Origin of the sequence: uncultured Mucilaginibacter sp., from assembly GCF_903893715.1 — a bacterium.
In the GTDB taxonomy this organism is placed as follows: Bacteria; Bacteroidota; Bacteroidia; order Sphingobacteriales; family Sphingobacteriaceae; genus Mucilaginibacter.
This window is the reverse complement of sequence record NZ_CAITNG010000024.1, coordinates 103756-129907: the sequence shown is the minus strand read 5'-3', so window position 1 is coordinate 129907 and position 26152 is coordinate 103756. Positions and strand designations below refer to the sequence as shown.

General features: G+C 44.3%; 27 protein-coding genes. 8 read left to right on the top strand and 19 right to left on the bottom strand.

The features are described 5' to 3' along the window. Positions 1-3 precede the first annotated feature (3 nt). On the bottom strand, positions 4-624 hold the full coding sequence (locus QZX97_RS03285; protein WP_363151828.1) for a DUF5606 domain-containing protein: 621 nt from the start codon (positions 622-624) through the stop codon (positions 4-6). A 19-nt stretch (positions 625-643) separates the two neighbouring features. Further along, on the bottom strand, positions 644-1105 hold the full coding sequence (locus QZX97_RS03280) for a peptidylprolyl isomerase (protein WP_295653598.1): 462 nt from the start codon (positions 1103-1105) through the stop codon (positions 644-646). A 542-nt stretch (positions 1106-1647) separates the two neighbouring features. Between QZX97_RS03280 and QZX97_RS03275 the strand changes: the two genes are divergently transcribed. Then, on the top strand, positions 1648-3084 hold the full coding sequence (locus tag QZX97_RS03275) for a metallophosphoesterase (RefSeq protein WP_295653596.1): 1437 nt from the start codon (positions 1648-1650) through the stop codon (positions 3082-3084). Between the two features lie 142 nt (positions 3085-3226). Then, positions 3227-4408, top strand: a complete 1182-nt coding sequence (locus QZX97_RS03270) for an asparagine synthetase B (protein WP_295653864.1) — start codon at positions 3227-3229, stop codon at positions 4406-4408. A 57-nt stretch (positions 4409-4465) separates the two neighbouring features. Here QZX97_RS03270 and QZX97_RS03265 read toward each other — a convergent pair whose 3' ends face one another. The 3 genes from QZX97_RS03265 to lpxK are packed head-to-tail and all read right to left on the bottom strand — an operon-like array spanning position 4466 to position 8406. Further along, complete coding sequence (locus QZX97_RS03265) at positions 4466-6541, bottom strand: putative porin (RefSeq protein WP_295653593.1); 2076 nt, start codon at positions 6539-6541, stop codon at positions 4466-4468. A gap of 16 nt (positions 6542-6557) precedes the next feature. Further along, the gene (locus QZX97_RS03260; protein ID WP_295653590.1) at positions 6558-7379 is read right to left on the bottom strand and encodes a purine-nucleoside phosphorylase; all 822 of its coding nucleotides are present in this window, start codon (positions 7377-7379) and stop codon (positions 6558-6560) included. Continuing rightward, positions 7363-8406: a tetraacyldisaccharide 4'-kinase gene (gene lpxK, locus QZX97_RS03255; RefSeq protein WP_295653588.1), complete on the bottom strand. Its 1044-nt coding sequence runs from the start codon at positions 8404-8406 to the stop codon at positions 7363-7365. Before lpxK ends, QZX97_RS03260 begins: the two co-directional genes overlap by 17 nt. Before the next feature lie 76 nt (positions 8407-8482). Here lpxK and QZX97_RS03250 point away from each other — a divergent pair, with 76 nt between their 5' ends. After that, positions 8483-9397 carry a serine hydrolase gene (locus tag QZX97_RS03250; protein WP_295653587.1) on the top strand — a complete coding sequence of 305 codons (915 nt, stop codon included), beginning with the start codon at positions 8483-8485 and terminating at the stop codon, positions 9395-9397. 93 nt (positions 9398-9490) lie between these two features. Further along, the gene (gene pruA / locus QZX97_RS03245; protein WP_295653586.1) at positions 9491-11128 is read left to right on the top strand and encodes an L-glutamate gamma-semialdehyde dehydrogenase; all 1638 of its coding nucleotides are present in this window, start codon (positions 9491-9493) and stop codon (positions 11126-11128) included. A gap of 39 nt (positions 11129-11167) precedes the next feature. On the opposite strand, the gene can is transcribed toward pruA, so the two are convergent. Continuing rightward, positions 11168-11833, bottom strand: a complete 666-nt coding sequence (gene can, locus QZX97_RS03240) for a carbonate dehydratase (protein ID WP_295653585.1) — start codon at positions 11831-11833, stop codon at positions 11168-11170. A gap of 168 nt (positions 11834-12001) precedes the next feature. On the opposite strand from can, the gene QZX97_RS03235 reads away from it, so the two are divergent. The 4 genes from QZX97_RS03235 (at position 12002) to QZX97_RS03220 (ending at position 16354) form a co-directional block, all read left to right on the top strand. Continuing rightward, the gene (locus QZX97_RS03235) at positions 12002-13543 is read left to right on the top strand and encodes an acyl-CoA carboxylase subunit beta (RefSeq protein WP_295653583.1); all 1542 of its coding nucleotides are present in this window, start codon (positions 12002-12004) and stop codon (positions 13541-13543) included. 87 nt (positions 13544-13630) lie between these two features. Continuing rightward, positions 13631-14035 (top strand): GNAT family N-acetyltransferase, encoded by a 405-nt coding sequence (locus tag QZX97_RS03230; protein ID WP_295653581.1) that lies wholly within the window; start codon positions 13631-13633, stop codon positions 14033-14035. A 221-nt stretch (positions 14036-14256) separates the two neighbouring features. Beyond that, entirely contained in the window at positions 14257-15369 is a 1113-nt protein-coding gene (locus tag QZX97_RS03225) for a M42 family metallopeptidase (RefSeq protein ID WP_295653579.1), read from the top strand. Between the two features lie 82 nt (positions 15370-15451). After that, complete coding sequence (locus QZX97_RS03220) at positions 15452-16354, top strand: sugar phosphate nucleotidyltransferase (RefSeq protein ID WP_295653577.1); 903 nt, start codon at positions 15452-15454, stop codon at positions 16352-16354. A gap of 97 nt (positions 16355-16451) precedes the next feature. Here the strand turns inward: QZX97_RS03220 and dnaK are convergent, their stop codons facing one another. The 13 genes from dnaK to rpsE form a co-directional block, all read right to left on the bottom strand. Continuing rightward, entirely contained in the window at positions 16452-18350 is a 1899-nt protein-coding gene (gene dnaK, locus QZX97_RS03215; protein ID WP_295664166.1) for a molecular chaperone DnaK, read from the bottom strand. A gap of 644 nt (positions 18351-18994) precedes the next feature. Further along, positions 18995-19561, bottom strand: coding sequence for a 50S ribosomal protein L17 (gene rplQ / locus QZX97_RS03210; protein ID WP_295653572.1), 567 nt, complete (start codon positions 19559-19561; stop codon positions 18995-18997). A 154-nt stretch (positions 19562-19715) separates the two neighbouring features. Continuing rightward, positions 19716-20708 carry a DNA-directed RNA polymerase subunit alpha gene (locus QZX97_RS03205; protein ID WP_219486814.1) on the bottom strand — a complete coding sequence of 331 codons (993 nt, stop codon included), beginning with the start codon at positions 20706-20708 and terminating at the stop codon, positions 19716-19718. A 92-nt stretch (positions 20709-20800) separates the two neighbouring features. Then, entirely contained in the window at positions 20801-21409 is a 609-nt protein-coding gene (gene rpsD, locus QZX97_RS03200) for a 30S ribosomal protein S4 (protein WP_295653570.1), read from the bottom strand. 65 nt (positions 21410-21474) lie between these two features. After that, the gene (gene rpsK, locus QZX97_RS03195) at positions 21475-21864 is read right to left on the bottom strand and encodes a 30S ribosomal protein S11 (RefSeq protein ID WP_295653568.1); all 390 of its coding nucleotides are present in this window, start codon (positions 21862-21864) and stop codon (positions 21475-21477) included. A gap of 128 nt (positions 21865-21992) precedes the next feature. Continuing rightward, a complete protein-coding gene (gene rpsM, locus QZX97_RS03190) occupies positions 21993-22370 on the bottom strand; it encodes a 30S ribosomal protein S13 (protein ID WP_295653567.1) in 378 nt (125 codons plus the stop codon). 70 nt (positions 22371-22440) lie between these two features. Next, the gene (rpmJ, locus tag QZX97_RS03185; RefSeq protein WP_008506259.1) at positions 22441-22557 is read right to left on the bottom strand and encodes a 50S ribosomal protein L36; all 117 of its coding nucleotides are present in this window, start codon (positions 22555-22557) and stop codon (positions 22441-22443) included. 9 nt (positions 22558-22566) lie between these two features. Continuing rightward, on the bottom strand, positions 22567-22785 hold the full coding sequence (gene infA, locus QZX97_RS03180; RefSeq protein WP_219486810.1) for a translation initiation factor IF-1: 219 nt from the start codon (positions 22783-22785) through the stop codon (positions 22567-22569). 70 nt (positions 22786-22855) lie between these two features. After that, on the bottom strand, positions 22856-23641 hold the full coding sequence (gene map / locus QZX97_RS03175) for a type I methionyl aminopeptidase (protein WP_295653560.1): 786 nt from the start codon (positions 23639-23641) through the stop codon (positions 22856-22858). A gap of 5 nt (positions 23642-23646) precedes the next feature. Continuing rightward, positions 23647-24987: a preprotein translocase subunit SecY gene (gene secY, locus QZX97_RS03170; protein ID WP_295653558.1), complete on the bottom strand. Its 1341-nt coding sequence runs from the start codon at positions 24985-24987 to the stop codon at positions 23647-23649. A 6-nt stretch (positions 24988-24993) separates the two neighbouring features. After that, entirely contained in the window at positions 24994-25440 is a 447-nt protein-coding gene (rplO, locus tag QZX97_RS03165; RefSeq protein WP_295653557.1) for a 50S ribosomal protein L15, read from the bottom strand. Between the two features lie 4 nt (positions 25441-25444). Next, entirely contained in the window at positions 25445-25624 is a 180-nt protein-coding gene (gene rpmD / locus QZX97_RS03160) for a 50S ribosomal protein L30 (RefSeq protein ID WP_219486806.1), read from the bottom strand. A 6-nt stretch (positions 25625-25630) separates the two neighbouring features. Then, positions 25631-26149: a 30S ribosomal protein S5 gene (gene rpsE, locus QZX97_RS03155; RefSeq protein ID WP_295653554.1), complete on the bottom strand. Its 519-nt coding sequence runs from the start codon at positions 26147-26149 to the stop codon at positions 25631-25633. Positions 26150-26152 lie beyond the last annotated feature (3 nt).

Genomic DNA, 26152 nt, shown 5'->3' with positions numbered 1-26152 from the left:
ATATTATTCGGCCTTTTTCTTTTTAGGGGCAGCTTTGGCCGGTTTTTCGGCTTCGGCAGATGTATCGGCAGCTTTGGCCTTTGCTTTTTTGGCGGCTGGTTTTGTAGGCATTTCAGCAACTTCGTCAACAACCGGAGTTGCTATTACAGGAACTTCTGCCATCGGCGCTTCGGTAGGCACTTGCTCTTCGTTAAACAGAGGTAATGTCTTCAGGATATTAAACCAATTGATGATTTTCTTCATATCTGAAGCATAAACCTTTTCCTCATCATGTTCGGGCGCTACTTCCCTAAAAAAGCGGCGCAGTGTATTGCCATCGGCCTTTGCATCGGGTACCGAGGCGGCAGCTTTCATTTTGGCGAAAACATCAGTAAGGCGGAGATCTTCATCCCATCCAAAAATGGTTATCTCATCCAGAGCGGCCAATTTAGCTGTCGATAAATTGACTACCAGTTTAGTTTTTTGCGCATCAAGGCTCTCTAATATAAAGCCGGTTTTGTTTTGTGCCAGTGCTTTCCACAAACCCGGTTTACCCGATACCGATACTATTCCCTGTAAATTCATATTTTTTGCATAGCGCAAAGCGTTGAGCGCAAAGCGCAAAGCATTATCGCCATGCACCATGCGCTTAGCGCTTCGCTAATTAATCTTCAACAATTTCGATGCTGGTTATTTTATCGCCCTGGCGGATGCTGTCTACGATGTCAACATTTTCTATAACCTTGCCAAAAACGGTGTGGTTCCTGTCTAAGTGCGCTGTGTTGGCACGGCTGTGGCAGATAAAAAACTGTGAGCCGCCGGTATTGCGGCCTGCGTGTGCCATCGACAAAACGCCGCGATCATGATATTGATTTTCGCCGGTCAATTCGCAATCGATGTGGTAACCGGGGCCACCGGTACCCGCACGGTGCGCTGTCTCGGGCGATTTTGAATTTGGGCAACCGGTTTGTACCATAAAGTTAGGTATCACACGGTGAAAAGTTACGCCATTGTAAAAGCCGTCTTTAGCCAGCTTAATAAAATTGGCTACTGCTTTAGGGGCATCCTGTTCGTAAAAGGAAACGGTCATGTCGCCTTTTTCGGTTTTGATTATCGCTTTACTCATTTCGTTTTAAAATTCTGAGCGGCAAAGTTAGTAAAAAAGGCGGAAGGTAAAAGGTAGCCGTAAACCCAAAAACAAAGCAGGAAGTTCCATATCGTTTTTTCAATTTTCATAATACAGGCTTCAAAATCAATTGGGTACATGGGTATTTATGGGTGTTCTCAAAGAATATTTATTATATCTTCCTTCTTCCATTTTACCTCTTCCATTACAGCCCTTGGGTAAATAAGGGTGTTCTCAAAGAATATCTATTCCATCTTCCGTCTTCCATTTCACATCTTCCATCATTACCTATGGGTATTTATGGGTAAATTTCAAAGAACTTCTTTACGCGCTAAACTTTTTGTTTTGGCTTCCCCCTGTCTCAGTAAATTGTAAAACGTCCATACAATATAGCATTTTTTTTCGTCATTATCAATCAAATAATCGCGGTAACTGTTTGTCTGTTAATTTCCTGTTATAAATGCAACAACAAATTAATTTGCTCAAAATCTGCCTAATAAAATTTATACCATTGTCTCAATTTTATATAAAGCCCCTTTAAAATGAGATATCTGTACCTCGCCATTTTCATGCTTATCGGCTTTCAAACTATTAAAGCCCAGGATGTAAAATCCAACGAATTATTTATCGCTAAACCATACCTACAGATTGGCCGTCAGCCTACACCAACGTCTTTAGACATTTTATGGCATGTTGCCGATGTAAATGCCGACTGGACGGTTGAAGTACATAATACAGGTAGTACCGCGTGGGTAAAAACACCGGTACCGGCATATACCCGAATAGCAGTTAAGGGCATTGATACCCATCGGATTTACACGGCGAAATTAACTGGATTAACGCCAGGCTCGGTGTTCAGCTATCGGCTGCTGAAAGACGGGAAAGTCGTTTTTTCGGCCGAAGGAAAAGCACCAAAGTCAGCTAACCAAAGTTATCGCTTTTTAGCAGCCGGTGATATCGGTGCTGAAACTCCCGACCAAAAATTGATTGCCCTACGCGCTTTTGAACAAAAGCCCGATTTTGTGATCGTACCCGGAGATATCGTTTATGAAAATGGCACGGTTTCCGAATACCGACAAAAATTCTGGAATATTTATAATGCAGACCATGCCGACACACAAGGCGCTCCGCTCATGAGCTCTGTTCCGTTTATAACAGCGGCAGGAAATCACGACACAGACAACCGCGATTTGGATAAATACCCGGATGGCCTTGGTTATTATATGTTTTGGGACCAACCACTTAACGGACCATTAGGTGCCGAAGGCAGTGCCGCAGTGCCGGTTCTAAAGGGTTCGGAAGAAAACCGCAAAGCATTCATGGCCGCCGCCGGCGATGCATATCCAAGAATGACCAACTATTCCTTTAACTATGGTAATGCGCATTGGACTGTCTTAGATGGCAACCCCTATGTCGACTGGTCGAACAAAGAACTGCTCGACTGGCTTAAAAATGATTTGGCTTCGGCCAAAGGTGCTACCTGGCGTTTTGTGATGTTTCATCATCCCGGGTTTAGCTCCTCACATGAGCATTTTGAGCAACAACAAATGCGCGTTTTGTCGCCCGTGCTTGAGGCGGGCAACGTTGATGTGGTATTTAATGGGCATGTGCATAATTATCAGCGTTCTTTTCCTTTAACATTTATCCCTTATAAAAAGAGCATCCCATTGCTTGGAGGTAAAGATGGCAAGACAGTTCGCGGCACTTTGGTTACGGGCAGTTGGAAATTGGATATGGCTTATAACGGTAAAACCATCACCAAACCAAACGGTATCATATATATTGTAACCGGTGCAGGTGGTCAGGAACTATATAATCCCGAACAAAACAATGACCCTGATTCGTGGCAAAAGTTCACCTGTAAATTTATATCGGATGTGCACTCCTTTACCGTAGCCGATGTAAAAGACAAGACGATTACTATCCGCCAAATCTCGGCTGAGGGAAAAGAGTTGGACGCTTTTACAATTAACAAATAAACACTGCAATTCAATAACCACATTTGGCAATAGCATCAACAAAAATTCGTTATTTTTGGACATGATGCGTTCGAAATATTTTTTAGTTTTCTGCTTTTTGCTTTCTTCTTTCTGTTCAAAGGCGGCATCTATACTGATACCGATGGACGACCAGCAAAAGGACCATCTTAAATCCTATGGCATTGCTTTTTGGGTATTGGCCAAAAATGAAGAGGTAGATTGGTTGCTCAATTATCGTGGCGGCAGCTTTTTAACGCATTATGCTAAAGCGATCGAGGATGAGTGCAAGATACGCGGCGTAAGCTATGAGGTATTACCTGATGCCAAAACCGATGCCATTATTGCTCAGGTGAGCGACCCCTCGGTCAACATGGACCTGGTGAAACTGGAGAAAGCGCCCAAAATGGCGGTGTATTCGCCCAAAACCAAACTACCCTGGGACGATGCCGTTACCTTGGTGCTGAAGTACGCCGAGATACCCTATGATGTGGTATATGATGAAGAAGTTATAAAAGGCGACCTGCCCAAATACGACTGGCTGCACTTGCACCATGAGGATTTTACGGGCCAATATAGTAAGTTCTATGCCGGTTTTAGGTTTTCGAGCTGGTATGTTGATGATGTACAACAGCAAGAGGCCATGGCGCACAAACTGGGCTTCAAAAAAGTATCGCAAATGAAGCTGGCGGTGGCTCAAAACATCCGCGATTTTTGCGCCGGAGGTGGCTTTTTGTTCGCCATGTGCTGCGGGGCCGATACATTCGATATTGCTTTATCGGCAGCCAATACCGACATCTGCGAAAGCATGTTCGATGGTGATGGAGCAGACCCCGACGCGCAATCGAAATTGGATTATACACAGGCTTTTGCTTTTCAAAATTTCACGCTCGACATGAACCCCATGTCGCACTCGTTCAGCAATATCGATGTTACCCAAACCCGCCAGGTTGACCGCGCCCACGATTTTTTTACCCTGTTTGATTTTTCGGCCAAATGGGATGTGGTGCCCAGTATGTTGACCCAAAACCACGACAAAGTGATAAAAGGTTTTATGGGCTTAACTACCGCATTCCGCGAAAGCCTGCTAAAACCCGGCGTTACCATTATGGGCGAAATGAAAACCGCCGGAGAGGCACGCTACATCCACGGCGAATACGGCAAAGGCCAATGGACCTTTTATGGCGGCCACGACCCGGAAGATTACCAACATCAGGTAAACGACCCGCCAACAGACCTGAGCCTGCACCCTAATTCGCCAGGCTATAGATTGATACTGAACAACGTATTGTTCCCCGCGGCAAGGAAGAAAAAGCAGAAAACTTGAGAAAAAAGTCAAGAAATAAGCCAATCAGTCTTGATTCTCGGCTCTTGATTCTTGAGTCTAATTATAGAAGTTCCACAGCACCCCAAATTTTATGCTGGCATCGGGCATAGGATAACGGTTTACAGTATAGTATCCCTGGCTCTGTAGTCCCTGGTTGGCATAATCGTACATGATGAAAAAGTTAGTGTTCTTTAGCGTCGCCTTCATAAAAACGGTCGCCACGGGGTACGACGAAAACTGAACGTTCGGCCCGTTGTAAAACTGACCAAGGCCGACAGCATACGACGGGGCTGTGTATTGCGAATTGTATCTTACGTTAATACCCGTACTCATATTAAGTACCTGGAACAGCAAGCGGTTATAATACAGGCTACTATAAATGTATAGGTCAGGGGTGCGGAGGGTTGATTGTTGGTCGGTTTTTTGGTATACTGCAAAGTTATCGAAGTGGAACCGGCCCAAGGTGATGTTTTTACCCGCGCTCAGTTTGATCAGATTGATTGGTGTAAGAGATTCCATCGGGGTAGCATCGATACCACCGGGCTGGGCTTCAAAGTACAGGTAATTATTGATAAGAAAATACTCGGCCTTCAAATCGAGTTGTAAGGCCTGATTGATATAATTAACCGATAGCCCGGTTGTTTTTGTGTTTTTGAAGCTATTGTTGAACATAAAGTGGTTTGATACCCAACTGGTGGCCACCAATGGCGGCGAACTGTTTTGGGTGTACGCCCCGAAGATTACTTTGCCCACTTTATCACCTCCTGACAGTGTTAGGTTGGTGCTGTAAAGGTAGTTTCCGGCATCGCGGCTTGTTGGGGCAATCTGCTGGAAATCAGCGTCCAAGGCCATGCGGTCGCTAAATCGGTAGCTGGCCTTTGCCTTTAGCGTGATGTCCTGAAAGATGTTGTCTTTCTTTTTGTCCAGTTGTGGCAAACCGGTAGATGCCGCGGTGTCCAAAACAAATTGCGAGTAGCTGTAAAGGTCGTGCTTGATGCCCAAGTCGAGCTTAAGCTCGTTTTTTACAAAACTGACCGATTTGCCCCGCAGGTAAAAACTATAAGATATCTCATTCGAAAAATGATAGACTACCAATGAGTCTTGCGAAACGGACTGGCTAAAATAAGAATCGGGGAAAACCTTATACGTATCTATATCATTTTGCAGAAACTTGTATTTCTGTATGTTATAGAAAAACGTGTAAGCAATGCGCTGTGTGGGCAGTATTTTGGCTGTGGTGCCCGAATCGCTGCTCAAACTGTCTACGCGTCCTAAGTAGTAAAATTGTTTAATGTAAAAGCCATTGTCGCGAATGTTGTCGCGGGTATCATTTAGCCTTACGGGTAAGTTTATCCTGCCACCTAACGAAGTAGCGTTTGGGTCTGTAAATATGGCATCTGCTGTTGTGGAGCCGCTTTCTGGTGCCTTCAGGTTATTAAAAAACAGGTTAGCCAACAGGTTGTAACGTTTACTTGGCGACTCGTACCAAGTAAAAAAGGCAGCGCCCAAATGATCGGCATGTTGCCGGGCGTATACCCCGTTCGAACCAATACGGTTAAAGTTGAGCCCGATATTCCAATTGGGTTTGATGTTTTGCGTATGCATTATCTTAAAAACCTGCTCAGACAGATTGCCGATAGAAGTTACGAGGTACAAACTGGTAATAGGTACACGAGCCCGGTAGTATTGTATGTCCGGCGGCAGCAACAAATAGGCATCCAGGTAATGGAGGCCCACATCAAAGCCTATAGTTTTGTCGGGCTCAAATAACAAATTTCTCTCGGCCAAACCCAAACCGCCAATACTGATCTTAGGGCTGCGGATCTGGTATAGCGGACTATAGTTCTCAAAATTGGTAAGGCCGGTATCCAGCGGGAATATCTGTGTGCTATCGTTCAGCAAACGCTCATTGGTCACCCTGATAAATCTCGAACTAAAAATAACCGAGTCGCGGCGGTGTTCTTCTTGTTTACGCAAGGTGTCGAGCAAGTCATCGTCGCTCAGCACTTTGCGGGTAGTGCCCGTGGAAGTATCGCGCATGTGGTTGGGCTGTACCTGCCCGTTACCCGCATTTTGTTGAGTACCGTATTGGGCTAAAGCAACCTGCACAAACAAACAGGGCAGTAATGCCAAAAAATATTTAAGCCTGTTAGTTATCAAGTTGGGTGATGAGTTCTTTTAGTATCAGGGTCAATTTAGGTTCGGCGGCGGTAGCAACGGCCAGTATCTCTTCAACCGAAACCGGCTTCAATGTATCGGGGAAACCTTCATCCGTTAGCACCGAAATGGCAAAAACAGGCAGGCCCATATGGTTGGCTACAATAACTTCGGGCACGGTGCTCATACCGACTGCGTCGCCGCCAATTATACGCAAAAACCGGTATTCGGCACGTGTTTCCAGGTTCGGCCCGGTAACGGATACGTAAACACCTTTGTGGCATGTAATCTTATTGTTGCCGGCAATTTTCATTGCTTTATCAATAAGGGTATGCTGATAAGGTTCGCCCATATCCGGGAAACGCGGACCAAGGTCGCTGTTATTGATGCCGATCAACGGGTTTTGCGCCTGCAGATTGATATGGTCTTCTATCACCATCAAATCGCCTTTCCGAAAATCAGGGTTGAGGGCGCCACTTGCGTTCGATACAAAAAGTGTCTTGATACCCAACATTTTCATTACCCTTACCGGGAAAGTGATTTGCTGCATGCTATATCCTTCATAATAATGCAGCCTGCCCTGCATGGCAACCACCCTTTTACCCGAAAGTTTCCCAAATATCAGTTTACCCGAATGGAACTCTAATGTCGAAATCGGAAAATCAGGAATGTTGGAATACATCATCTGCTTTTCAATCTCTATTTCGTTAACCAAACCACCTAAACCAGTACCTAAAATAATCCCGATTTCAGGCTCAAAATCACCAATACGGGCTTTTATATAGGCTGCCGTGCGTTCAATATTGTCTAACATAATCTTTAACTATCGTATCAAATTGCTGTTGGCCGTTCATTAATTTAACCGTGATCGGCACAACCAAAAAGTTCAACTGTTTTACCGTTTCAACCAATGCCTGTTCACGTAAACGTTGCGCATCCTTTTCTGTTGTTATAATGAGCTTTTTTTGTGCGCTACAGGCATTAAACTCATCGGCAAGTTTAGCAATATTTTTTGTGCTAAACCGGTGATGGTCGGGATAATTGTGGTGTATTACCGTTTTTGCGGTACTCTCGAGTTGTTTGACCAAAGGTTCCGGGTTGGCAATGCCGGTTAATAAAAAAATGATGGTATCACTATCTATTTGTGATGATACATTGTAACCATCTATATCCTGCAACGCAGAGTAACTGATGGCGCTAAAAAACAATTGCTGGTGCGGGTATGGCGCCACCTTCACCCGTAGCTTATCCATCTTATATTCGTTGAGTGTTGCCGGGCATTTTGTCACCACAATAATATCAGCCCGCTTACGGCCGGCGTAAGGCTCGCGCAGGTTACCGGTGGGCAATACCCAACGGGGCTCGTATACCCTGCTGTAATCCAATAGCAAAATGCTTAGTCCCGGCTTAACAGCGCGATGCTGATAGGCATCATCGAGTATAATTAAATTGTGAGCGGCTTTTAATCGCAGTATACCTTCTACCCTATCTTCGCAAACCGCAACGGTGATGTCAGGGAATTTTTGTTTAAACTGCGCCGGTTCATCGCCTGTTTCGGCAGCATTGGTATCAGCACTTGCCTCAATATACCCTTTGGTTAACCGCCCATACCCACGGCTCAACGTTGCCAAAGTTCGGTCATCTCTAAACAGCCGTATCAGGTATTCGGTCATGGGGCTTTTACCTGCACCACCCACGTCAAGGTTACCTACTGATATAACCGGGATATTAAAACTGCTGCTTTTAAATATTTTCGCATCATAACACCAATTGCGCACTACAACCGCTAACCAGTACAGGCATGAGAAGGGGAACAAAAGTAAACGCAGGTATTTTATCATACTATGCCGCAAAGATACAAAACACCTTTAATGCAATTTTTAAAACAGAAATGTTAAATTAGGTGAAAGTTTTGCTATGAAGTCATTGTTTATAACCCCTTTGTTGATACTCTCGTTTTGTTGCGCCTTTGCCCAACAAAAAACCGATGAAAAGCTGCAGGCCAAATTGCAGGACCTTTTAAAAGGCTTTCATGGCGATGCAGGCGTATACGTCAAAAACCTAAAAACAGGTAAAATAGCTGCTATTAATGCCGATACACTATTCCCTACTGCCAGCATGATCAAGGTGAGCATACAATGCGGACTGATGGACAAGATTGAAAAAGGCGAACTGAAATACCACCAAAAACTGGTTTACCGCGATTCATTGCTCTACGCCGGCGACGATATTTTAGGCTCTTTTAAAAACGGCGACTCCATTGAATTGGCAAAAGTAGCCATGCTGATGATTACCATGAGCGACAACACCGCCAGCCTGTGGATACAAAAATTGGTTACCGGACAGTATATTAACGCCTGGCTGGATCAAAACGGCTTTACCGGCACCCGTGTCAATTCGCGGGTAGCGGGCCGCGAGGCCATCCGCAAAATATATGGTTGGGGCATGACAACGCCCTACGAAATGTGCCGCCTGCTCACCCTGATACACGATGGCAAAGCGGTTAGCCCGGCAGCCAGCGAACGCATGTACCGCAACCTGGTGCGTATTTATTGGGATGAAGAAGCCATGTCGCAAATACCGCCTTATGTGCGTGTCGCAGCTAAACAAGGCTTTGTAGACCATTCCCGCTCGGAGGTTGCATTGGTTAATGCGCCCCATGGCGATTATGTGTTCTGCATCATCACCAAAAACCAAAAAGACACTAGCTACACCCACTATAACGAGGGCTTTGTACTCATCAGGGATGTATCGGCTTTGTTATGGCATTATTTTGAACCTAAAGACAAATGGCAACCCGCCCCTGGTATGGATAAATTTTGGGATCCGTGATTTGCTCCTCTGCAAATCACCCTATTTTTACATCCCTACATTTACCATTCGCACATCGGTAATATCTTTATATTTGTTAAACATTATACTGATATGCTTAAAGGATTTTTCGATGTACCCAAGCCGGTAAACGAGCCGGTACTCAATTACGGGCCGCGCAGTTTAGAGCGCGCCGCACTGAAAGCCGCCCTTGCAGAAGGCCGCGCCACAGTAACCGATATACCGATGTATATCGGCGATAAAGAAGTGAAAACTGGCAAAAAGCTTGAAGTGCGCCCTCCGCACGACCATCAGCACCTGTTGGCCACTTTCCGCGAAGGTGATACCAGCCACGTACATGCCGCTATTGATGCCGCCCTTGCCGCCAAAGCCGATTGGGAAGCCATGCCCTGGGAACAGCGTGCCGCCATATTTTTAAAAGCTGCCGAACTACTATCCGGACCATACCGCTATAAAATGAATGCGGCGACCATGCTTGGCCAGTCGAAAAACGCTTACCAGGCCGAAATTGATGCCGCTTGTGAGTTTATCGACTTCTTGCGTTTCAACGTAAGCTATCTGGCCGAAATATATGCCCAACAGCCACCCATATCGCCCAAAGGCGTATGGAACCGTGTTGAGCAGCGCCCGTTGGAAGGTTTTGTATTTGCGATAACGCCTTTCAACTTCACCGCTATTGCGGGAAACCTGCCAGCATCAGCAGCCATGATGGGCAATGTGGTGGTTTGGAAACCTGCCTATACCCAGCTGTATGCCGCCAATGTCATTATGCAGCTATTTAAAGAGGCCGGTTTGCCGCCCGGTGTCATCAACATGATTACGGTGGACGGCCCTATTGCCGGCGATATCATCTTCAGCCACCCGGATTTTGCGGGCATCCACTTTACCGGGTCTACCGCAGTGTTCCAAAACATCTGGAAAACCATTGGCACCAATATCCATAAATTTAAAACCTACCCGCGCATTGTGGGCGAAACCGGCGGCAAAGATTTTGTGCTTGCACACCCCAGTGCTAACGCTGATGTGGTAACAACGGCTTTGGTTCGTGGCGCGTTTGAGTATCAAGGGCAAAAATGTTCTGCGGCGTCGCGCGCATACCTACCCAAATCGCTTTGGCCTGCCATCAAAGAAAAATTTACCCGCGACCTGGCCTCTTTGAAAATGGGCCCGACCGAGGACTTCGAAAACTTTATCAACGCCGTTATCGATGAGAAATCGTTCGATAAGCTGGCACGCTATATCGACCAGGCCAAAAAAGACAAAGGCGTCGAAATTATTGCCGGCGGCCATTACGATAAAAGCAAAGGCTGGTTTATTGAACCTACCGTTATTGTAGTGGAAGACCCTTTTTACATCACCATGTGCGAAGAGCTTTTCGGCCCGGTGTTAACGGTTTATGTTTATGATGACAGGGATTTTGACAAGGTGTTGGAAATCATCGATAAAACATCCATCTATGCCTTAACAGGCTGCATTATCTCGCAAGACCGTTATGCTATCGCGAAAGCAACCTACGCTTTGCGCAACGCCGCGGGCAACTTCTATATTAATGACAAGCCAACAGGGGCGGTAGTAGGTCAACAGCCTTTCGGTGGTGCAAGGGGTTCAGGCACCAACGACAAGGCGGGCTCCATGATCAACCTGCTGCGCTGGGTATCGCCAAGCACCATCAAAGAAACATTTGATCCGCCTAAAGATTACAGGTATCCGTTTTTGGATAAGGAGATATAAAAAAAGAGCGATGGATTTAAAATCCATCGCTCTTTCTGTTTATTTAAACTTAAACACCTCGTTTAGTTTCTCATTGTTTTTAACGCTCACCTTCAAGTCATTAATGTAGCCGGTATTTAACCGGTACACCCAACCGTGCACGCTTAGGTCGCGGCCGTTTTTCCAGGCGTTTTGCACGATAGATGTTGACGAAAGGTTGTTCACGTTCTCTATCACGTTCAACTCTACCAATCGGTCGGTCCGCTTTTGTTCATCTTTAATGCCGTCTAATTCGGCTGTATGCAGGCGGTAAACATCTTTAATATGGCGCAGCCAGTTATCCACAATCCCGAACTGTTTATTGCTTAATGCCGCAATTACACCGCCGCAACCATAGTGCCCGCAAACAATCACATGCTTTACTTCCAGTATGTTCACCGCGTAATCGAGCACCGAAAGCATGTTCATATCCGAGTGTACCACTACGTTTGCAATATTGCGGTGCACAAATATCTCACCCGGCTTGGTATGGGTAATCTGGTTTGCCGGCACGCGGCTATCGGCACAGCCAATCCACAAAACGGGTGGCGTTTGGCCTGCGGCCAATTTTTCAAAATAGTCAGGGTCGAGTTGGAGTGTTTCCTTTACAAAAGTCTTATTGCCTTCCAGTAATTTTTCGTAGGATATTAAATTGGCTTTTGATAGGTCGTCTTTTTCGGCGCACATAATTATTCTATGGTTTTTACAGGATTTGACTTGCCCGCAAATTTAGATAATATACTCAATTTTTATAGACTGCCAACCAAATATCACCGCAACAATTCACTGCTCACTATTCACCATTCACTATATAATTCCTATTTTTAACCCCTAACATTAATAAACCTCAGTAAAGTGGATAAAAAGCTCTACCTATTAAGTCAGAAAAAGCAAGAGGCGCTGTTGGGCGGCGGCCCTTCGCGTATCGACAGTCAGCATAAAAAGGGGAAACTAACGGCCCGCGAACGTTTACATTTTTTGTTGGATGAAGGTTCTTTTCAGGAAATCGGCATGCTGGTCGCACACCGCTCTACCGATTTTGGGATGGAAAAAGAGAAATATCCCGGCGATGGGGTAGTTACCGGCTATGGCACCATCAATGGCAAAATAGTTTACGTTTTCTCGCAAGACTTCACAGTTTTCGGTGGTTCATTATCCGAAACCCATGCCGAAAAAATCTGCAAGATCATGGACCTGGCCATGAAAAATGGAGCACCCGTTATTGGCTTGAACGATTCTGGTGGCGCGCGCATACAGGAGGGCGTAGTATCACTTGGTGGTTATGCCGATATATTTTACAAAAACACCATGGCATCAGGCGTTGTGCCGCAAATATCGCTCATCATGGGCCCATGTGCGGGCGGCGCAGTATATTCTCCTGCCATTACCGACTTTATTTTGATGGTGGAGCATACTTCGTATATGTTTGTTACAGGCCCTAACGTAGTGAAGACCGTAACACACGAAATCGTAACATCCGAAGAGTTGGGTGGTGCCATGACACATGCCACAAAATCGGGTGTAACACATTTTGCTTGTGCCAACGAGATTGAGGCCATACAGAACGTTAAAAAGCTATTGAGCTATATGCCCCAAAACTGCGAGGAAAAGGCATCATCGCTTCCATACGAAAGCGGCGACGAACTTCGGCCTTCTTTAAACAACCTATTGCCTGAAAACGTCTCACAGCCTTATGATATGCGCGAGGTGATTAGCGAAGTGATTGATGAAGGCTCATTTTTGGAGGTACATAAAGATTTTGCCGAAAATATCGTGGTCGGCTTTGCGCGATTGGCAGGCCGAAGCATCGGCATTGTGGCCAACCAACCTGCATTTTTGGCCGGTGTATTGGATATCCATTCATCAACAAAAGGGGCCCGCTTTATCCGCTTTTGCGATAGTTTTAATATTCCCTTATTGGTTTTCGAAGATGTACCGGGTTTTCTTCCCGGCACTGATCAGGAATGGAACGCCATTATCACTAACGGCGCTAAATTGCTATACGCTTTTTGCGAGGCTACCGTGCCGCGGATCACGGTGATTACCCGTAAGGCGTACGGCGGAGCATACGACGTAATGAACTCCAAACACATAGGTGCCGATATGAATTATGCCTGGCCTTCGGCCGAGATTGCGGTAATGGGGGCCAAAGGCGCTGCTGAAATTATTTTTAAACGGGAAATCAGTACCGCGCCCGATCCGGATGCTAAATGGAAAGAGATGGAGCAACAGTATGCCGATATATTTGCCAACCCATACCGGGCCGCAGAGCGTGGTTTTATCGACGAGGTAATAGATCCCGCCGAAACCCGCGCGAAGCTGATACAGGCTTTTAAAATGCTTGAGAACAAAGTGGTGAACAACCCAAGAAAGAAGCATGGGAATATCCCATTGTAAATTCAAAAGTCAAAATTCAAAAGTTAAAAGATCATACCTCGGTAACACAAAGTTTTTTTGAATTTTGACTTTTTAATTTTGACTTAAATGCACATCGAACAAATAACCCCGCAACTTACCTGGCAATTACGGCGCAATGTACTGTATCCCAACAGTATGCTTTGGGAAATGGAAATGGACGAGGATAACCATGGTTACCATTTCGGCGCGTTTATCGACAATCAACTTATCGGTGTGGTGTCGTTGTTCCAACAACAGGATGTTTGGCAGTTCCGCAAATTCGCTATCGACCCGGCACATCAGGGTAAGGGGATTGGTCGGCTACTGTTGCAATATATCAGTCAATTTGTCCAAAATGAAGGCGGAAGCAGGCTTTGGTGCAACGCCCGTTTGTCGGCTATTGAATTTTACCTTAAATCAGGCTTTATCGAAACCGGTGAGTACTTTTCAAAAAACGGCTTCGATTACCAGATACTCGAGACAAGCCTATAAAAAAACCAGCCCGTATCCACTAAATACGGGCTGGCCCTCAACTAAATAAACATGAATTATACGAATATTATTCACTCATCCAAATTACGTGATAGCGTATAAAGTAATTGTTAATTTACCAATAACAGTAATTGCTATATTCATCATATTACACGTTGCGAAATACTGATTAATGCGTTTATATTTGCTGAGGCTTACCAGCCTGTTCTAAATTTAACATCATGGCTAAAAAGAAATCCGAAGAGAAAAAGCACGTTCCCATCGTCAATAAAAAATCACTTGAGTTTTTTGAAAAATACATTAACAACGCCTCGCCTACCGGTTTTGAGTGGAAAGGCCAGGAAATGTGGCTCGACTACCTTAAACCTTATATCGACACGCATTACGTAGACAATTACGGCTCGGCTGTAGGTATCATCAACCCCAAAGCAAAATACCGGGTAGTAATAGAAGCTCATGCCGATGAGATTTCCTGGTTCGTCAACTACATCACAAGCGATGGTTTGATCTATGTGATCCGTAATGGCGGTTCCGACCACCAGATAGCTCCTTCAAAACGGGTAAACATCCATACCGATAAAGGCATGGTAACCGGTGTTTTCGGTTGGCCTGCTATCCACACCCGCAGCGGAGAAAAAGAAGAAGCCCCAACCCTTAAAAATATCTTCCTCGACTGCGGCTGTACCAGTAAAGACGAGGTGGAGAAATTAGGCATCCATGTAGGCTGCGTGATTACCTATCAGGACGAGTTTATGGTATTGAACGACCGTTACTATGTTGGCCGTGCGTTAGATAACCGTGCCGGTGGGTTTATGATAGCCGAGGTTGCCCGCCTTTTAAAAGAGAATAAAGTAAAATTGGATTTTGGCCTGTACATCGTTAACGCGGTGCAGGAAGAAATAGGCTTGCGCGGCGCCGAAATGATAGCCGGCTATATTGAACCCGATGTGGCCATTATTACCGATGTTACGCACGACACCACTACGCCGATGATTAACAAAAACACGCAAGGAGATTTGGCCTGCGGTAAGGGGCCTGTCGTATCTTATGCGCCGGCTGTTCAAACTAACCTCAATAAATTATTGATCGAAACCGCGGAAAAAGCCAAAATACCTTTCCAGCGTCAGGCTTCATCGCGTTCAACCGGTACCGACACCGACGCCTTTGCATACTCTAACAATGGTGTGCCGTCGGCATTGATATCGTTGCCTTTACGTTACATGCATACCACCGTAGAGATGATCCACAAAGAAGACGTCGACAACGTGATCAGGCTGATCTACGAAACATTGCTCAACATCAAAGCGGGACACGATTTCAGATACTTTAAATAAGCAACAGAAGGCAATGTTATCAATTTATTAACCTTTATAAAGGCATTATCACACACATTAAAATATAGTTACCTTAGTATATATGAAACCTACATTACTCATTTTGGCCGCGGGGATGGCCAGCCGTTATGGCAGCATGAAACAGGTAGATGGCTTTGGCCCTAACGGCGAAACCATTATCGATTACTCCATTTACGATGCCATTAAGGCGGGTTTTGGTAAAGTTAGCTTTATCATCCGCGAAGAATTTGTGGACAACTTTAAAGCTATATTCGAGCCTAAACTGGCAGGCAAAATTGAAACCGACTATGTGTTCCAAAGCTACGACCTGAAACCTTTTGGTATCCACAAGGTAATTGAGCGCGCCAAACCATGGGGAACCGCGCATGCCGTTTTAGCCGCACGTAATCAGGTTAAAGAGCCTTTCTGCGTGATCAACGCCGACGACTTTTATGGTTATGATTCTTTCGAGAAAATGGCCAAATTCCTGACCAGCGAAGTGTCGGATGATTCCTATTCACTGATAGGATATCAGGTTGACAAAACCTTGTCCGATTACGGCTCCGTTTCGCGTGGTGTATGCAAGGTTAACGAGGCAGGTAACATGGTCGAGATAAACGAACGTACCGAAGTATACTTTACCGATGGCGGTAAAGTGGCCTACAAAGACGCCACCGGCGAACATCCGCTGCCGAACGATACACGCGTATCCATGAATTTTTGGGGCTTTACCCCCGCCGTGTTTGACCAAAGTTTAGACATGTTTAAAAAGTTTGTGGATGCCAACGAGAATAACCCTAAAGCCGAGTTCTTTATCCCGTTGGTGGCCGATGAGCTGATTAAAAGCGGACAAGCATCCTTCAAGGTAATCCCAACCGCCTCAAAATGGTTCGGCGTTACCTATAAAGAAGATAAACCGATCGTACAAAAAAGCATATCCGACTTGGTGAACAGCGGCGTGTACCCTGAAAATCTCTGGGCATAACATATCATAAACATTACAACAAAAAGCCCCGATTGGATAAACCAATCGGGGCTTTATATTTCCTGCTCTCCATTAGCTAATGGAGGCCGGGGGGAGATTATTTCACTTCTTCAAAGTCAACATCAGTTACATGATCTGCATTGCCTTGCGGGGCACCTTCAGCAGCGTGCTCCGCACCTGGTTGTGCACCGGCATCAGCGTTTTTGTACATATCTTCTGATGCGGCGTTCCATGCGGTTTGCAGTTCAGCCTGGATAGTATCCAAATCATTAAAGTTTTTTGCTGCATAAGCCGCTTTCAACTTTTCTAATCCGCTTTCTATCGGTGCTTTCTTGTCAGCTGGGATCTTATCGCCGTACTCTTTCAATTGTTTTTCGGTCGAGAAGATCAAAGCATCGGCAGCGTTGAGTTTGTCAACTTCCTCTTTTGCTTTTTTGTCAGCATCAGCGTTAGCCTCGGCTTCATCCTTCATCCGTTTGATGTCGGCATCAGTCAAGCCCGAAGAAGCCTCGATACGGATCTTTTGCTCTTTGCCTGTAGCTTTATCTTTAGCACCTACGTGTAATATACCGTTAGCATCAATATCAAAAGTTACTTCGATTTGAGGCACACCGCGAGGTGCTGGTGGTATACCATCTAAGTGGAAACGGCCAATGGTGCGGTTTTGAGCTGCCATTGGGCGCTCACCTTGTAAAATGTGGATCTCAACCGATGGCTGACTGTCGGACGCGGTAGAGAATGTTTCCGATTTTTTAGATGGGATAGTGGTATTGGCTTCAATCAGCTTGGTCATTACACCACCCATGGTTTCGATACCTAACGAAAGCGGGGTAACATCCAGCAATAATACATCCTTTACGTCGCCCGATAACACACCACCTTGTATAGCGGCACCTATCGCAACAACTTCATCCGGGTTAACTCCTTTTGATGGGGCTTTACCAAAGAATTTTTCAACTGCTTCTTGTATCGCAGGGATACGGGTTGAACCACCTACCAGGATGATCTCGTCGATATCAGATACCGACAAACCTGCATTTTTCAATGCTGTTTTACAAGGATCGATGGTACGTTTGATCAGGCTGTCGGCCAATTGCTCAAATTTAGCACGGGTTAATGTTTTAACCAAGTGCTTTGGCATACCGTCAACAGCGGTAATGTATGGCAAGTTGATTTCTGTTTGAGCCGAGCTCGACAACTCAACCTTAGCTTTTTCAGCAGCTTCTTTTAAACGCTGTAAGCTCATCGGGTCGCGGCGCAGGTCAAAACCTTCGTCAGCTTTAAATTCGTCGGCTAAATAGTCAATGATCACCTGATCAAAGTCGTCACCACCAAGGTGTGTATCACCATCGGTTGATTTTACTTCAAACACGCCATCACCTAATTCCAATACCGAAACGTCATGTGTACCACCACCGCAGTCAAACACAACAATTTTCATATCCTTGTGTGCTTTGTCCAGGCCATAAGCAAGTGCAGCGGCAGTTGGTTCGTTAATAATACGGCGTACATTTAAACCTGCTATTTCGCCTGCTTCTTTGGTTGCCTGGCGTTGCGCGTCGTTAAAATAAGCCGGTACGGTAATAACCGCATCAGTTACTTCGTGCCCCAAAAAGTCTTCAGCGGTTTTCTTCATTTTCTGAAGTATCATGGCCGAAATTTCCTGTGGGGTATACATACGGTCGTCAATTTGAACACGCGAAGTGTTATTGTCGCCCTTTACCACTTTATAAGGTACACGCGATATTTCTTTGGTAACCTCGTTAAACTGGTTACCCATAAAACGTTTGATCGATGAGATCGTTTTTGTTGGGTTGGTGATAGCCTGGCGTTTTGCCGGGTCGCCAACTTTACGTTCGCCGTTGTCAACAAATGCAACAACCGATGGCGTTGTACGTTTCCCCTCACTGTTAGCGATAACTACAGGCTCATTGCCTTCCATTACTGCTACGCAGGAGTTCGTTGTTCCTAAGTCGATTCCTATTATTTTAGACATATATTTTGTTTTTACTATGTTGAATACAAAGATTTACTACAGCTGTTTAACAAGCCTTGTGCCAAATAGGCTATGGCAGTTGAATAAACGCGTTAAATCACAAAATCGTCAGATTGCAAATTCAATAATGACAGGTTGGCAGGCACTGTTGGCAAAAGTTACGTGGCCAAAACCCTCCATATACATCCTATTATAGGGGTACCTTAACATCGAACACATGGGTATTTATGGGTATTCATTACGGCGTCATTGCGAGGAGGAACGACGAAGCAACCCCTGCGCGGCAATCATAAGCGATTGGTAAATTACCTAAGTATATGGGTATTTATGGGTATAATTTCAAAGAACATTTTTCATCTTCGCTCATCCGCCATAGCTTTAGCGAAGGGCTGCACCATCATAGCCTATGGGTATTTATGGGTTAAAATTCAAATGTCAAAACCGCATTTACTACTTTCACCATTTGTTTCAAGATACGAAAAATAGTTCAGATTTTCAAATTAGTTTATCCATTCTCAACAAAATCAGTCAACCTTTTTTAGGACTTGACAGCATTGCTCATCCTAAATTCAATTTACTTATTTCTACCCACAAAAAAAGCCCCACTCAATCTGAGCAGGGCTTTCTATATTCGTTAAAAAAACTTATTCGCCTTTTTCTTCTTCAGCAGCGTCAGCAGCAGGTGCTTCAGGAGCTTCTTCTACAGCTGGTGCAGCAGGAGCTTCGTCAACTACAACAGCTTCTTCCACACTTACAGGGGCAGCAGCAACCGGAGCAGCCTTGCCTTTACCAGATCCACCACGACGACGGGTTGCTTTCTTAGCAGTAGCAGCTTCGCCTTTAGTGTAAACGGTATTATAATCTACCAATTCTATGATGGCCATCTCGGCGTTATCACCTAAACGATTTTCCATCTTCACAATACGGGTATAACCACCGGGGCGGTTAGCAATCTTCTCAGCAACTTCGCGGAACAACATTGCTGTAGTATCCTTGTCTTGCAGGTAGCTAAATACGGTACGGCGCGAGTGCGTAGTATCTTCTTTTGCTTTAGTAATAATAGGTTCAACATACATGCGCAATGCTTTTGCTTTTGCCAATGTAGTTGTAATACGCTTGTGTAAAATAAGCGAAGAAGCCATGTTCGCCATCATCGCCTTACGGTGACTGTTGGTGCGGCCTAAGTGATTTAATTTTTTACCGTGTCTCATTTTTTTGTTGATTTTTCACGTGCATACCGTTGGGGAAATTGCTCAACCCTCGGAATTATGCGGTCGCTTAATTATATAGTTAATTGTTAGTGGTCAGTAGTGCGTAAGAATATTGAGAAAACAACTCACTATTCACAACTCACCGTTCACCAAATTATTCTTCGTCTAACTTAAATTTCGACAGGTTCATACCAAAAGATAAACCTTTTGATTTAACCAGGTCCTGAATTTCAGTCAGTGATTTTTTACCAAAGTTCCTGAACTTTAACATATCCGCAACATCGTACGATACCAGGTCAGCCAGGCTGCGGATATCGGCTGCCTTTAAGCAGTTCAGTGCACGTACCGAAAGGTCAAGGTCAACCAATTCAGTTTTCAGGATCTTGCGCATGTGCAAAATCTCCTCGTCAACTTCTTTGGTTTCTTCTTTAGCTTGCGCTTCCAACATCATGTTCTCATCGCTGAACAACATAAAGTGTTGGATCAATATTTTGGCAGCTTCTTTCAAAGCATCCTCAGGATGAACCGAACCGTCAGTAGCAATATCCAACACTAATTTTTCGTAGTCGGTCTTTTGCTCAACGCGATAGTTCTCAATAGTATATTTAACGTTCTTGATCGGTGTGTAGATCGAATCGATAGCAATAACACCTAACATAGCGTCAGGGTTCTTGTTCTCTTCGCTGGCAACATAACCTCGACCTTTAGCTACGGTCAGCTCAATTTCGAGCGTTACCGACGAGTCCATGTTACAGATAACCAAATCAGGGTTAAGGATAGTAAAGTTGTTCGAAAACTTAGTGATATCGCCGGCTTTAAAAGAATCCTGACCGTTGATGATCACGAATATCTTTTCCGAATCGCCCGACTCACCTGTTTTCTTCATACGAACTTGTTTTAAGTTCAATATGATTTCGGTAACGTCTTCAACCACACCTTTAATGGTCGAAAATTCATGAGTTACTCCCGAAAAACGAACTGAAGTGATCGCATAACCTTCTAATGACGAAAGTAAGATACGACGTAAAGCATTACCAATAGTTATACCGAAACCTGGTTCTAACGGACGAAATTCAAACGTGCCATCAAAATCAGTTGATTTCTGCATGATAACCTTATCTGGTTTTTGAAATGCTAATATTGCCATTTATATCTTTTATTTATTGTTTTCTTAATTGGACTGTATTCAAACGGAAAAAGACCGGCCTGGGCCAATCGTTCTCCGCATAAGTATCATTATTATTTTGAGTACAACTCGACGATCAGATTTTCCTTTATGTTTTCAGGAATCTCATCACGGTTTGGATAGTTCAGGAATACTCCGCTTAAATTCGCGGCATCCCATTGCAACCAGCTGTATTTGTTTATTTTGCGGCCTGCAACCGAGTTGGTTATGGCTTCCATTGTTTTTGATTTCTCACGTACCGCGATTACATCGCCTGCTTTTAAAGCGTATGACGAGATGTTCACAACTTCGCCGTTTACGGTGATGTGCTTGTGCCCAACCAATTGGCGTGCACCTGAACGTGTTGGGGCAATACCTAAACGGTAAACCGCATTGTCCAAACGTGCTTCTAAAAACTTCAATAAGTTCTCGCCAGTGATGCCTTCTTTGGCCGATGCGCGGTGAAACAGGTTTTCGAACTGACGCTCTAATACACCGTAAGTGTATTTAACCTTTTGTTTCTCCATCAACTGAGTTGAATACTCAGATTGTTTTCCTCTTCTTTTCGAGGCCCCGTGCATGCCGGGAGCATAATTTTTTCTTTCTAACGCTTTATCAGGACCGAAGATTGGTTCTCTGAAACGGCGCGCAATTCTGGATTTTGGACCTGTATATCTTGCCATTTTTGTTTGTTTTAAAGTATCATTCGGCCCGCAGCCGATGAATCTTAGCTTTAAAAATTAATAAATTAAACTCTTCTCCTTTTTGACGGACGGCAGCCATTGTGTGGCAGCGGAGTAATGTCCTTTATTGTTGTAACCTCGATACCTGCAGTTTGCAAAGTACGGATAGCCGACTCACGGCCTGAGCCCGGACCTTTAACAAATACTTCTACTTTGCGTAAGCCTAAATCATAAGCTACTTTACCGCAATCAGAAGCTGCCTGGCCTGCTGCATATGGTGTGTTTTTCTTCGAACCCTTAAAGCCCATTTTACCTGCCGACGACCATGAAATAGCCTGTCCGCTTTTGTTGGTCAAGGTGATGATGATATTGTTAAAAGTTGCGTTGATGTGTGCTTCGCCTATTGGCTCAACAATTACAACGCGTTTTTTGGTAACTTTTTTAGTCTTAGCCATTTTGTTTTTTAGATTTTAGATATGAGACTTGAGATATGAGATTCTTTCTCGCTCCCGGCACTCAGTACCTTGTTTTTTATCTTATCTGTTCCAGCTAAGGGATGAAACCACCCCTCACCTATCAATTATTACTTAGTAACCTTTTTCTTGTTGGCAACAGTCTTACGTTTACCTTTACGGGTACGCGAGTTGTTTTTAGTACGTTGGCCACGTAACGGTAAACCTTTACGATGACGTGTACCACGGTAGCAACCTATATCCATCAAACGTTTAATGTTGAGTTGCACCTCAGAGCGTAATGCACCTTCAACTTTTACACGATCGTTAATGATGGTACGGATAGCAGTCAACTGCTCATCTGTCCAGTCCTGAACTTTGGTATTCAAATCAATACCAGCTTCAGTTAATATTTGCTGAGCTGTAGTACGGCCAATACCGTAAATGTAGGTTAAACCTATTTCTCCTCGTTTGTTTCTTGGTAAATCAATACCTGCTATCCTTGCCATATTTTTTTATTTGTTTTCAAGTAAGACCGAACGGCGGGCCACCGTTGTACGGATCTTTACAATTTCTTTTTTATCCCTGACGTTGTTTGTACTTAGGGTTCTTCTTGTTAATTACATAAAGTTTCCCTTTACGACGGATGATCTTGCAATCAGCACTACGTTTTTTTATTGATGCTCTAACTTTCATCTTTTCTATTTATTTATATCTGTAGGTTATCCTGCCTTTTGATAAATCATAAGGACTCATCTCCAATTTCACCCTGTCGCCAGGTAGTATTTTGATATAATGCATCCGCATTTTACCCGAAATATGCGCAATAATTTCGTGTCCGTTTTCCAACTCCACCCGAAACATCGCGTTTGATAATGCTTCCTTTATTGTACCGTCTTGTTCAATTGAGGCTTGTTTAGCCATATATTACTGATTTCTATACAATTATCCGCCTTAAAAGCGGGACGCAAAATTAAACATTATTTTTTATATTTTATTCTTTTTCTTTCAAAACTTCTTCGATATATGAAAAAGTAGAAAGTATATCGGCTTTCCCCTTGTTGATGGCTACCGTATGCTCATAATGTGCTGAAGGTTTTCCGTCAATTGTCGATACCGTCCAGCCGTCGTCCCAAAACCTTACACCGGCTCGCCCGGCGTTTATCATGGGCTCAATGGCAATCACCATACCCTCTTCCAGTTTAATGCCCGAACCCCGCTTGCCATAGTTTGGTACTTCGGGCTTTTCGTGTAAACGTACACCTACACCATGCCCCACCAGTTCTTTCACAACACCAAAACCATGCTTTTCAGCATGTTCCTGTACCGCGTAACCAATGTCGCCTATGCGTAAACCGACTACCGCTTTTTCAATACCCAGCACCAGGCACTCTTTGGTAACCCGCATCAACGTCTTTACCTGATCGCTCACCTCGCCAATGGCAAAGGTGTATGCCGAATCGCCGTAGTATTTATGGAGTACTGCACCGCAATCAACCGATACCAGGTCGCCCGGCACCAACTCATAGTTGCTTGGAAAACCATGCACCACCTGGTTGTTTAAAGAAATGCAAAGCGAATACGGAAAACCGTTATAATTTAAAAATGCCGGTACACCTTTATGATCACGTATAAAAGTCTCGGCAAGTTTATTTAGTTCAATTGTTTTTATCCCCGGTTTGATAACTTTTGCTATCTCCGCAAGGGTTTTTGATACCAATAACGAACTTTCTCTTATTAGTTCTATCTCCTCGACAGACTTATAATTGATTTTTGACATTATGGTTAAATTGCCGACGGCGTTGTACCGGCCGCACTCGGGATAGCTGTCCTACCCTTGATCCTGCCGGTTTTCATCAAACCATCATAGTGGCGCATCAATAAGTGGCTTTCTATCTGCTGCAAGGTATCCAATACTACACCCACCAAAATAATCAGCGATGTACCACCAAAGAAACGCGCAAACTGGCTGCTTACCGAAAATATAACTGCTATAGCCGGAATGATGGCGATTATGGCCAGGAATATAGAACCCGGTAAAGTTATTTTCGAAATGATATCGTCTATAAAATCCGCCGTAGCTTTGCCTGGTTTAACACCCGGTATAAAGCCACCGTTCTTTTTCATATCGTCGGCCATTTGGTTTGGATTTACCGTAATAGCCGTGTAGAAATAAGTAAAAACGATGATCAACAATGCAAACAACAAATTGTGCGGCCATGATTGAACATCGGATAAAGCGATAACAACACTGTTAGAACCTGCCGATTTGAACAAGCTTGGTATAGCAGCCGGAATAAACATTAATGCCTGCGCAAAAATGATAGGCATAACACCGGCAGCATTCACCTTTAAGGGGATATACTGGCGCACACCACCGTATTGCTTATTACCTACAATACGCTTAGCATACTGTACAGCAATTTTGCGTGTACCTTGTACAATTAATATGGTAAACATTACCACAGCTATTAAGGCTACAAGCTCAACAACAAATATGAACAAGCCACCGGCTCCGTTAACACGCGTTAAAAACTCCTGGCCAACAGCAGTTGGCAACTGCGCTATAATACCCACCATAATGATGAGTGATATACCGTTACCAATACCTTTATCCGTTATCTTCTCACCCAACCACATTACAAATAATGTACCTGCGGTCAATACAAATACCGATAGGATGGTAAAATATGGGTCAGGGATAAGCGGTGCCGAGCTTACCTGCGACCTTACATAGCCTACGGCCTGTAAAGCGGTAATACCAATGGTCAGATAACGGGTCCATTGGTTAAGCTTGTTACGGCCGCTTTCCCCTTCTTTCTGCAATTTTGTGAAGTATGGCACGGCTATACCCAATAACTGCACCACAATGGACGCCGAAATATAAGGCATTACACCTAACGCAAAAATAGAACCCCGAGAGAATGACCCACCGGCGAACATATTCAGCATACCCATTAATCCTTCTTTACCCCTTTGAGAGTCAAGAGTCGCCGGATTGATACCCGGCAATACGATGAACGAACCTATGCGGTAAATTAAAAGAAATAAGAATGTGTTCGAGATACGCACCCTTAAATCCTCAATTTTCCAGATATTGGATAAAGTTGTGAAAAATTTCTTCATTGAAATTTATAACTTAACGATTGAACCACCGGCTGCTTCAATAGCTTTTTGTGCAGTGGCCGAAAATGCATGTGCTGTAACTTCTAATTTTGCTTTTAACTCGCCACGTCCCAATACTTTTACCAGGTCGTTCCTTGATACTAAACCGTGTTCTTTCAGTATGTCGAAGTTGATCGCGGTTACACTGTATTGGTCGGCAAGGCCTTGTAAAGCATCCAAGTTAACGCTTACATACTCTACACGGTTAGGATTTTTAAAGCCAACCTTAGGTACACGACGTTGCAATGGCATTTGGCCACCTTCAAAACCAACCTTGGTTGATGTACCCGAACGTGAACCGGCACCTTTATGACCACGTGTCGATGTTCCGCCACGGCCCGAACCGGTACCACGACCAATTCTTTTTCTGTTTTTAGTAGAACCTTCTGCAGGTTTCAGATTACTTAAGTTCATAATATTAAATGCTTTCTACTGCTACCAAATGATTAACTTTCCTTACCATACCGATGATAGCTGCATTAGCCTCAACTTCTACACTGTGGTTTATTCTTTTTAAACCTAAAGCTTCGATGGTTTTTTTCTGGCGCTCACTTCTATCGATCACGCTTTTAATCTGAGTTATTTTGATTTTTGCCATGACTGATTATCCGTTAAATACTTTACCTAAACTAATTCCACGTTGTTGGGCCACAGTGTAAGCATCGCGCATTTGCGATAATGCTGATACAGTTGCTTTTACCACGTTGTGCGGGTTTGACGAACCTTTCGATTTTGCCAATACGTTGTGTATACCGGCACTCTCCAACACGGCGCGCATCGCACCACCGGCTATAACACCGGTACCGTTTGCTGCTGGTTTTAAGAAGATAAAACCACCCGAAAATTTACCTATTTGCTCGTGAGGTATAGTTCCGTTTAAAATCGGAACTTTTACCAGGTTCTTTTTAGCATCATCAATGCCTTTGGCAATTGCTTCGGTAACCTCTTTGGCTTTACCCAAACCGTAACCTACAATACCATTTTCATCGCCTACAACCACAATGGCCGAAAAGCTGAATGTACGGCCACCTTTGGTTACTTTGGCTACACGTTGGATGCTCACCAAGCGGTCTTTTAATTCGATTTCGCTCGATTTTACTCTTTTTATGTTAATAGTTGACATCTC

Coding starts and splice junctions, on each gene's coding strand:
- QZX97_RS03225 (WP_295653579.1), top strand. CDS start 14,257: ATGGCTAAAAAGAAATCCGAAGAGAAAAAGCACGTTCCCATCGTCAAT.
- infA (WP_219486810.1), bottom strand. CDS start 22,785: ATGGCTAAACAAGCCTCAATTGAACAAGACGGTACAATAAAGGAAGCA.
- QZX97_RS03205 (WP_219486814.1), bottom strand. CDS start 20,708: ATGGCAATATTAGCATTTCAAAAACCAGATAAGGTTATCATGCAGAAA.
- rpmD (WP_219486806.1), bottom strand. CDS start 25,624: ATGGCAAAAATCAAAATAACTCAGATTAAAAGCGTGATCGATAGAAGT.
- QZX97_RS03285 (WP_363151828.1), bottom strand. CDS start 624: ATGGTGCATGGCGATAATGCTTTGCGCTTTGCGCTCAACGCTTTGCGC.
- rplO (WP_295653557.1), bottom strand. CDS start 25,440: ATGAACTTAAGTAATCTGAAACCTGCAGAAGGTTCTACTAAAAACAGA.
- QZX97_RS03230 (WP_295653581.1), top strand. CDS start 13,631: ATGCACATCGAACAAATAACCCCGCAACTTACCTGGCAATTACGGCGC.
- rpmJ (WP_008506259.1), bottom strand. CDS start 22,557: ATGAAAGTTAGAGCATCAATAAAAAAACGTAGTGCTGATTGCAAGATC.
- rpsE (WP_295653554.1), bottom strand. CDS start 26,149: ATGTCAACTATTAACATAAAAAGAGTAAAATCGAGCGAAATCGAATTA.
- QZX97_RS03220 (WP_295653577.1), top strand. CDS start 15,452: ATGAAACCTACATTACTCATTTTGGCCGCGGGGATGGCCAGCCGTTAT.
- QZX97_RS03270 (WP_295653864.1), top strand. CDS start 3,227: ATGGACGACCAGCAAAAGGACCATCTTAAATCCTATGGCATTGCTTTT.
- QZX97_RS03280 (WP_295653598.1), bottom strand. CDS start 1,105: ATGAGTAAAGCGATAATCAAAACCGAAAAAGGCGACATGACCGTTTCC.
- map (WP_295653560.1), bottom strand. CDS start 23,641: ATGTCAAAAATCAATTATAAGTCTGTCGAGGAGATAGAACTAATAAGA.
- lpxK (WP_295653588.1), bottom strand. CDS start 8,406: ATGATAAAATACCTGCGTTTACTTTTGTTCCCCTTCTCATGCCTGTAC.
- pruA (WP_295653586.1), top strand. CDS start 9,491: ATGCTTAAAGGATTTTTCGATGTACCCAAGCCGGTAAACGAGCCGGTA.
- rpsD (WP_295653570.1), bottom strand. CDS start 21,409: ATGGCAAGATATACAGGTCCAAAATCCAGAATTGCGCGCCGTTTCAGA.
- secY (WP_295653558.1), bottom strand. CDS start 24,987: ATGAAGAAATTTTTCACAACTTTATCCAATATCTGGAAAATTGAGGAT.
- QZX97_RS03275 (WP_295653596.1), top strand. CDS start 1,648: ATGAGATATCTGTACCTCGCCATTTTCATGCTTATCGGCTTTCAAACT.
- rplQ (WP_295653572.1), bottom strand. CDS start 19,561: ATGAGACACGGTAAAAAATTAAATCACTTAGGCCGCACCAACAGTCAC.
- QZX97_RS03260 (WP_295653590.1), bottom strand. CDS start 7,379: ATGTTAGACAATATTGAACGCACGGCAGCCTATATAAAAGCCCGTATT.
- can (WP_295653585.1), bottom strand. CDS start 11,833: ATGTGCGCCGAAAAAGACGACCTATCAAAAGCCAATTTAATATCCTAC.
- QZX97_RS03250 (WP_295653587.1), top strand. CDS start 8,483: ATGAAGTCATTGTTTATAACCCCTTTGTTGATACTCTCGTTTTGTTGC.
- rpsK (WP_295653568.1), bottom strand. CDS start 21,864: ATGGCTAAGACTAAAAAAGTTACCAAAAAACGCGTTGTAATTGTTGAG.
- rpsM (WP_295653567.1), bottom strand. CDS start 22,370: ATGGCAAGGATAGCAGGTATTGATTTACCAAGAAACAAACGAGGAGAA.
- dnaK (WP_295664166.1), bottom strand. CDS start 18,350: ATGTCTAAAATAATAGGAATCGACTTAGGAACAACGAACTCCTGCGTA.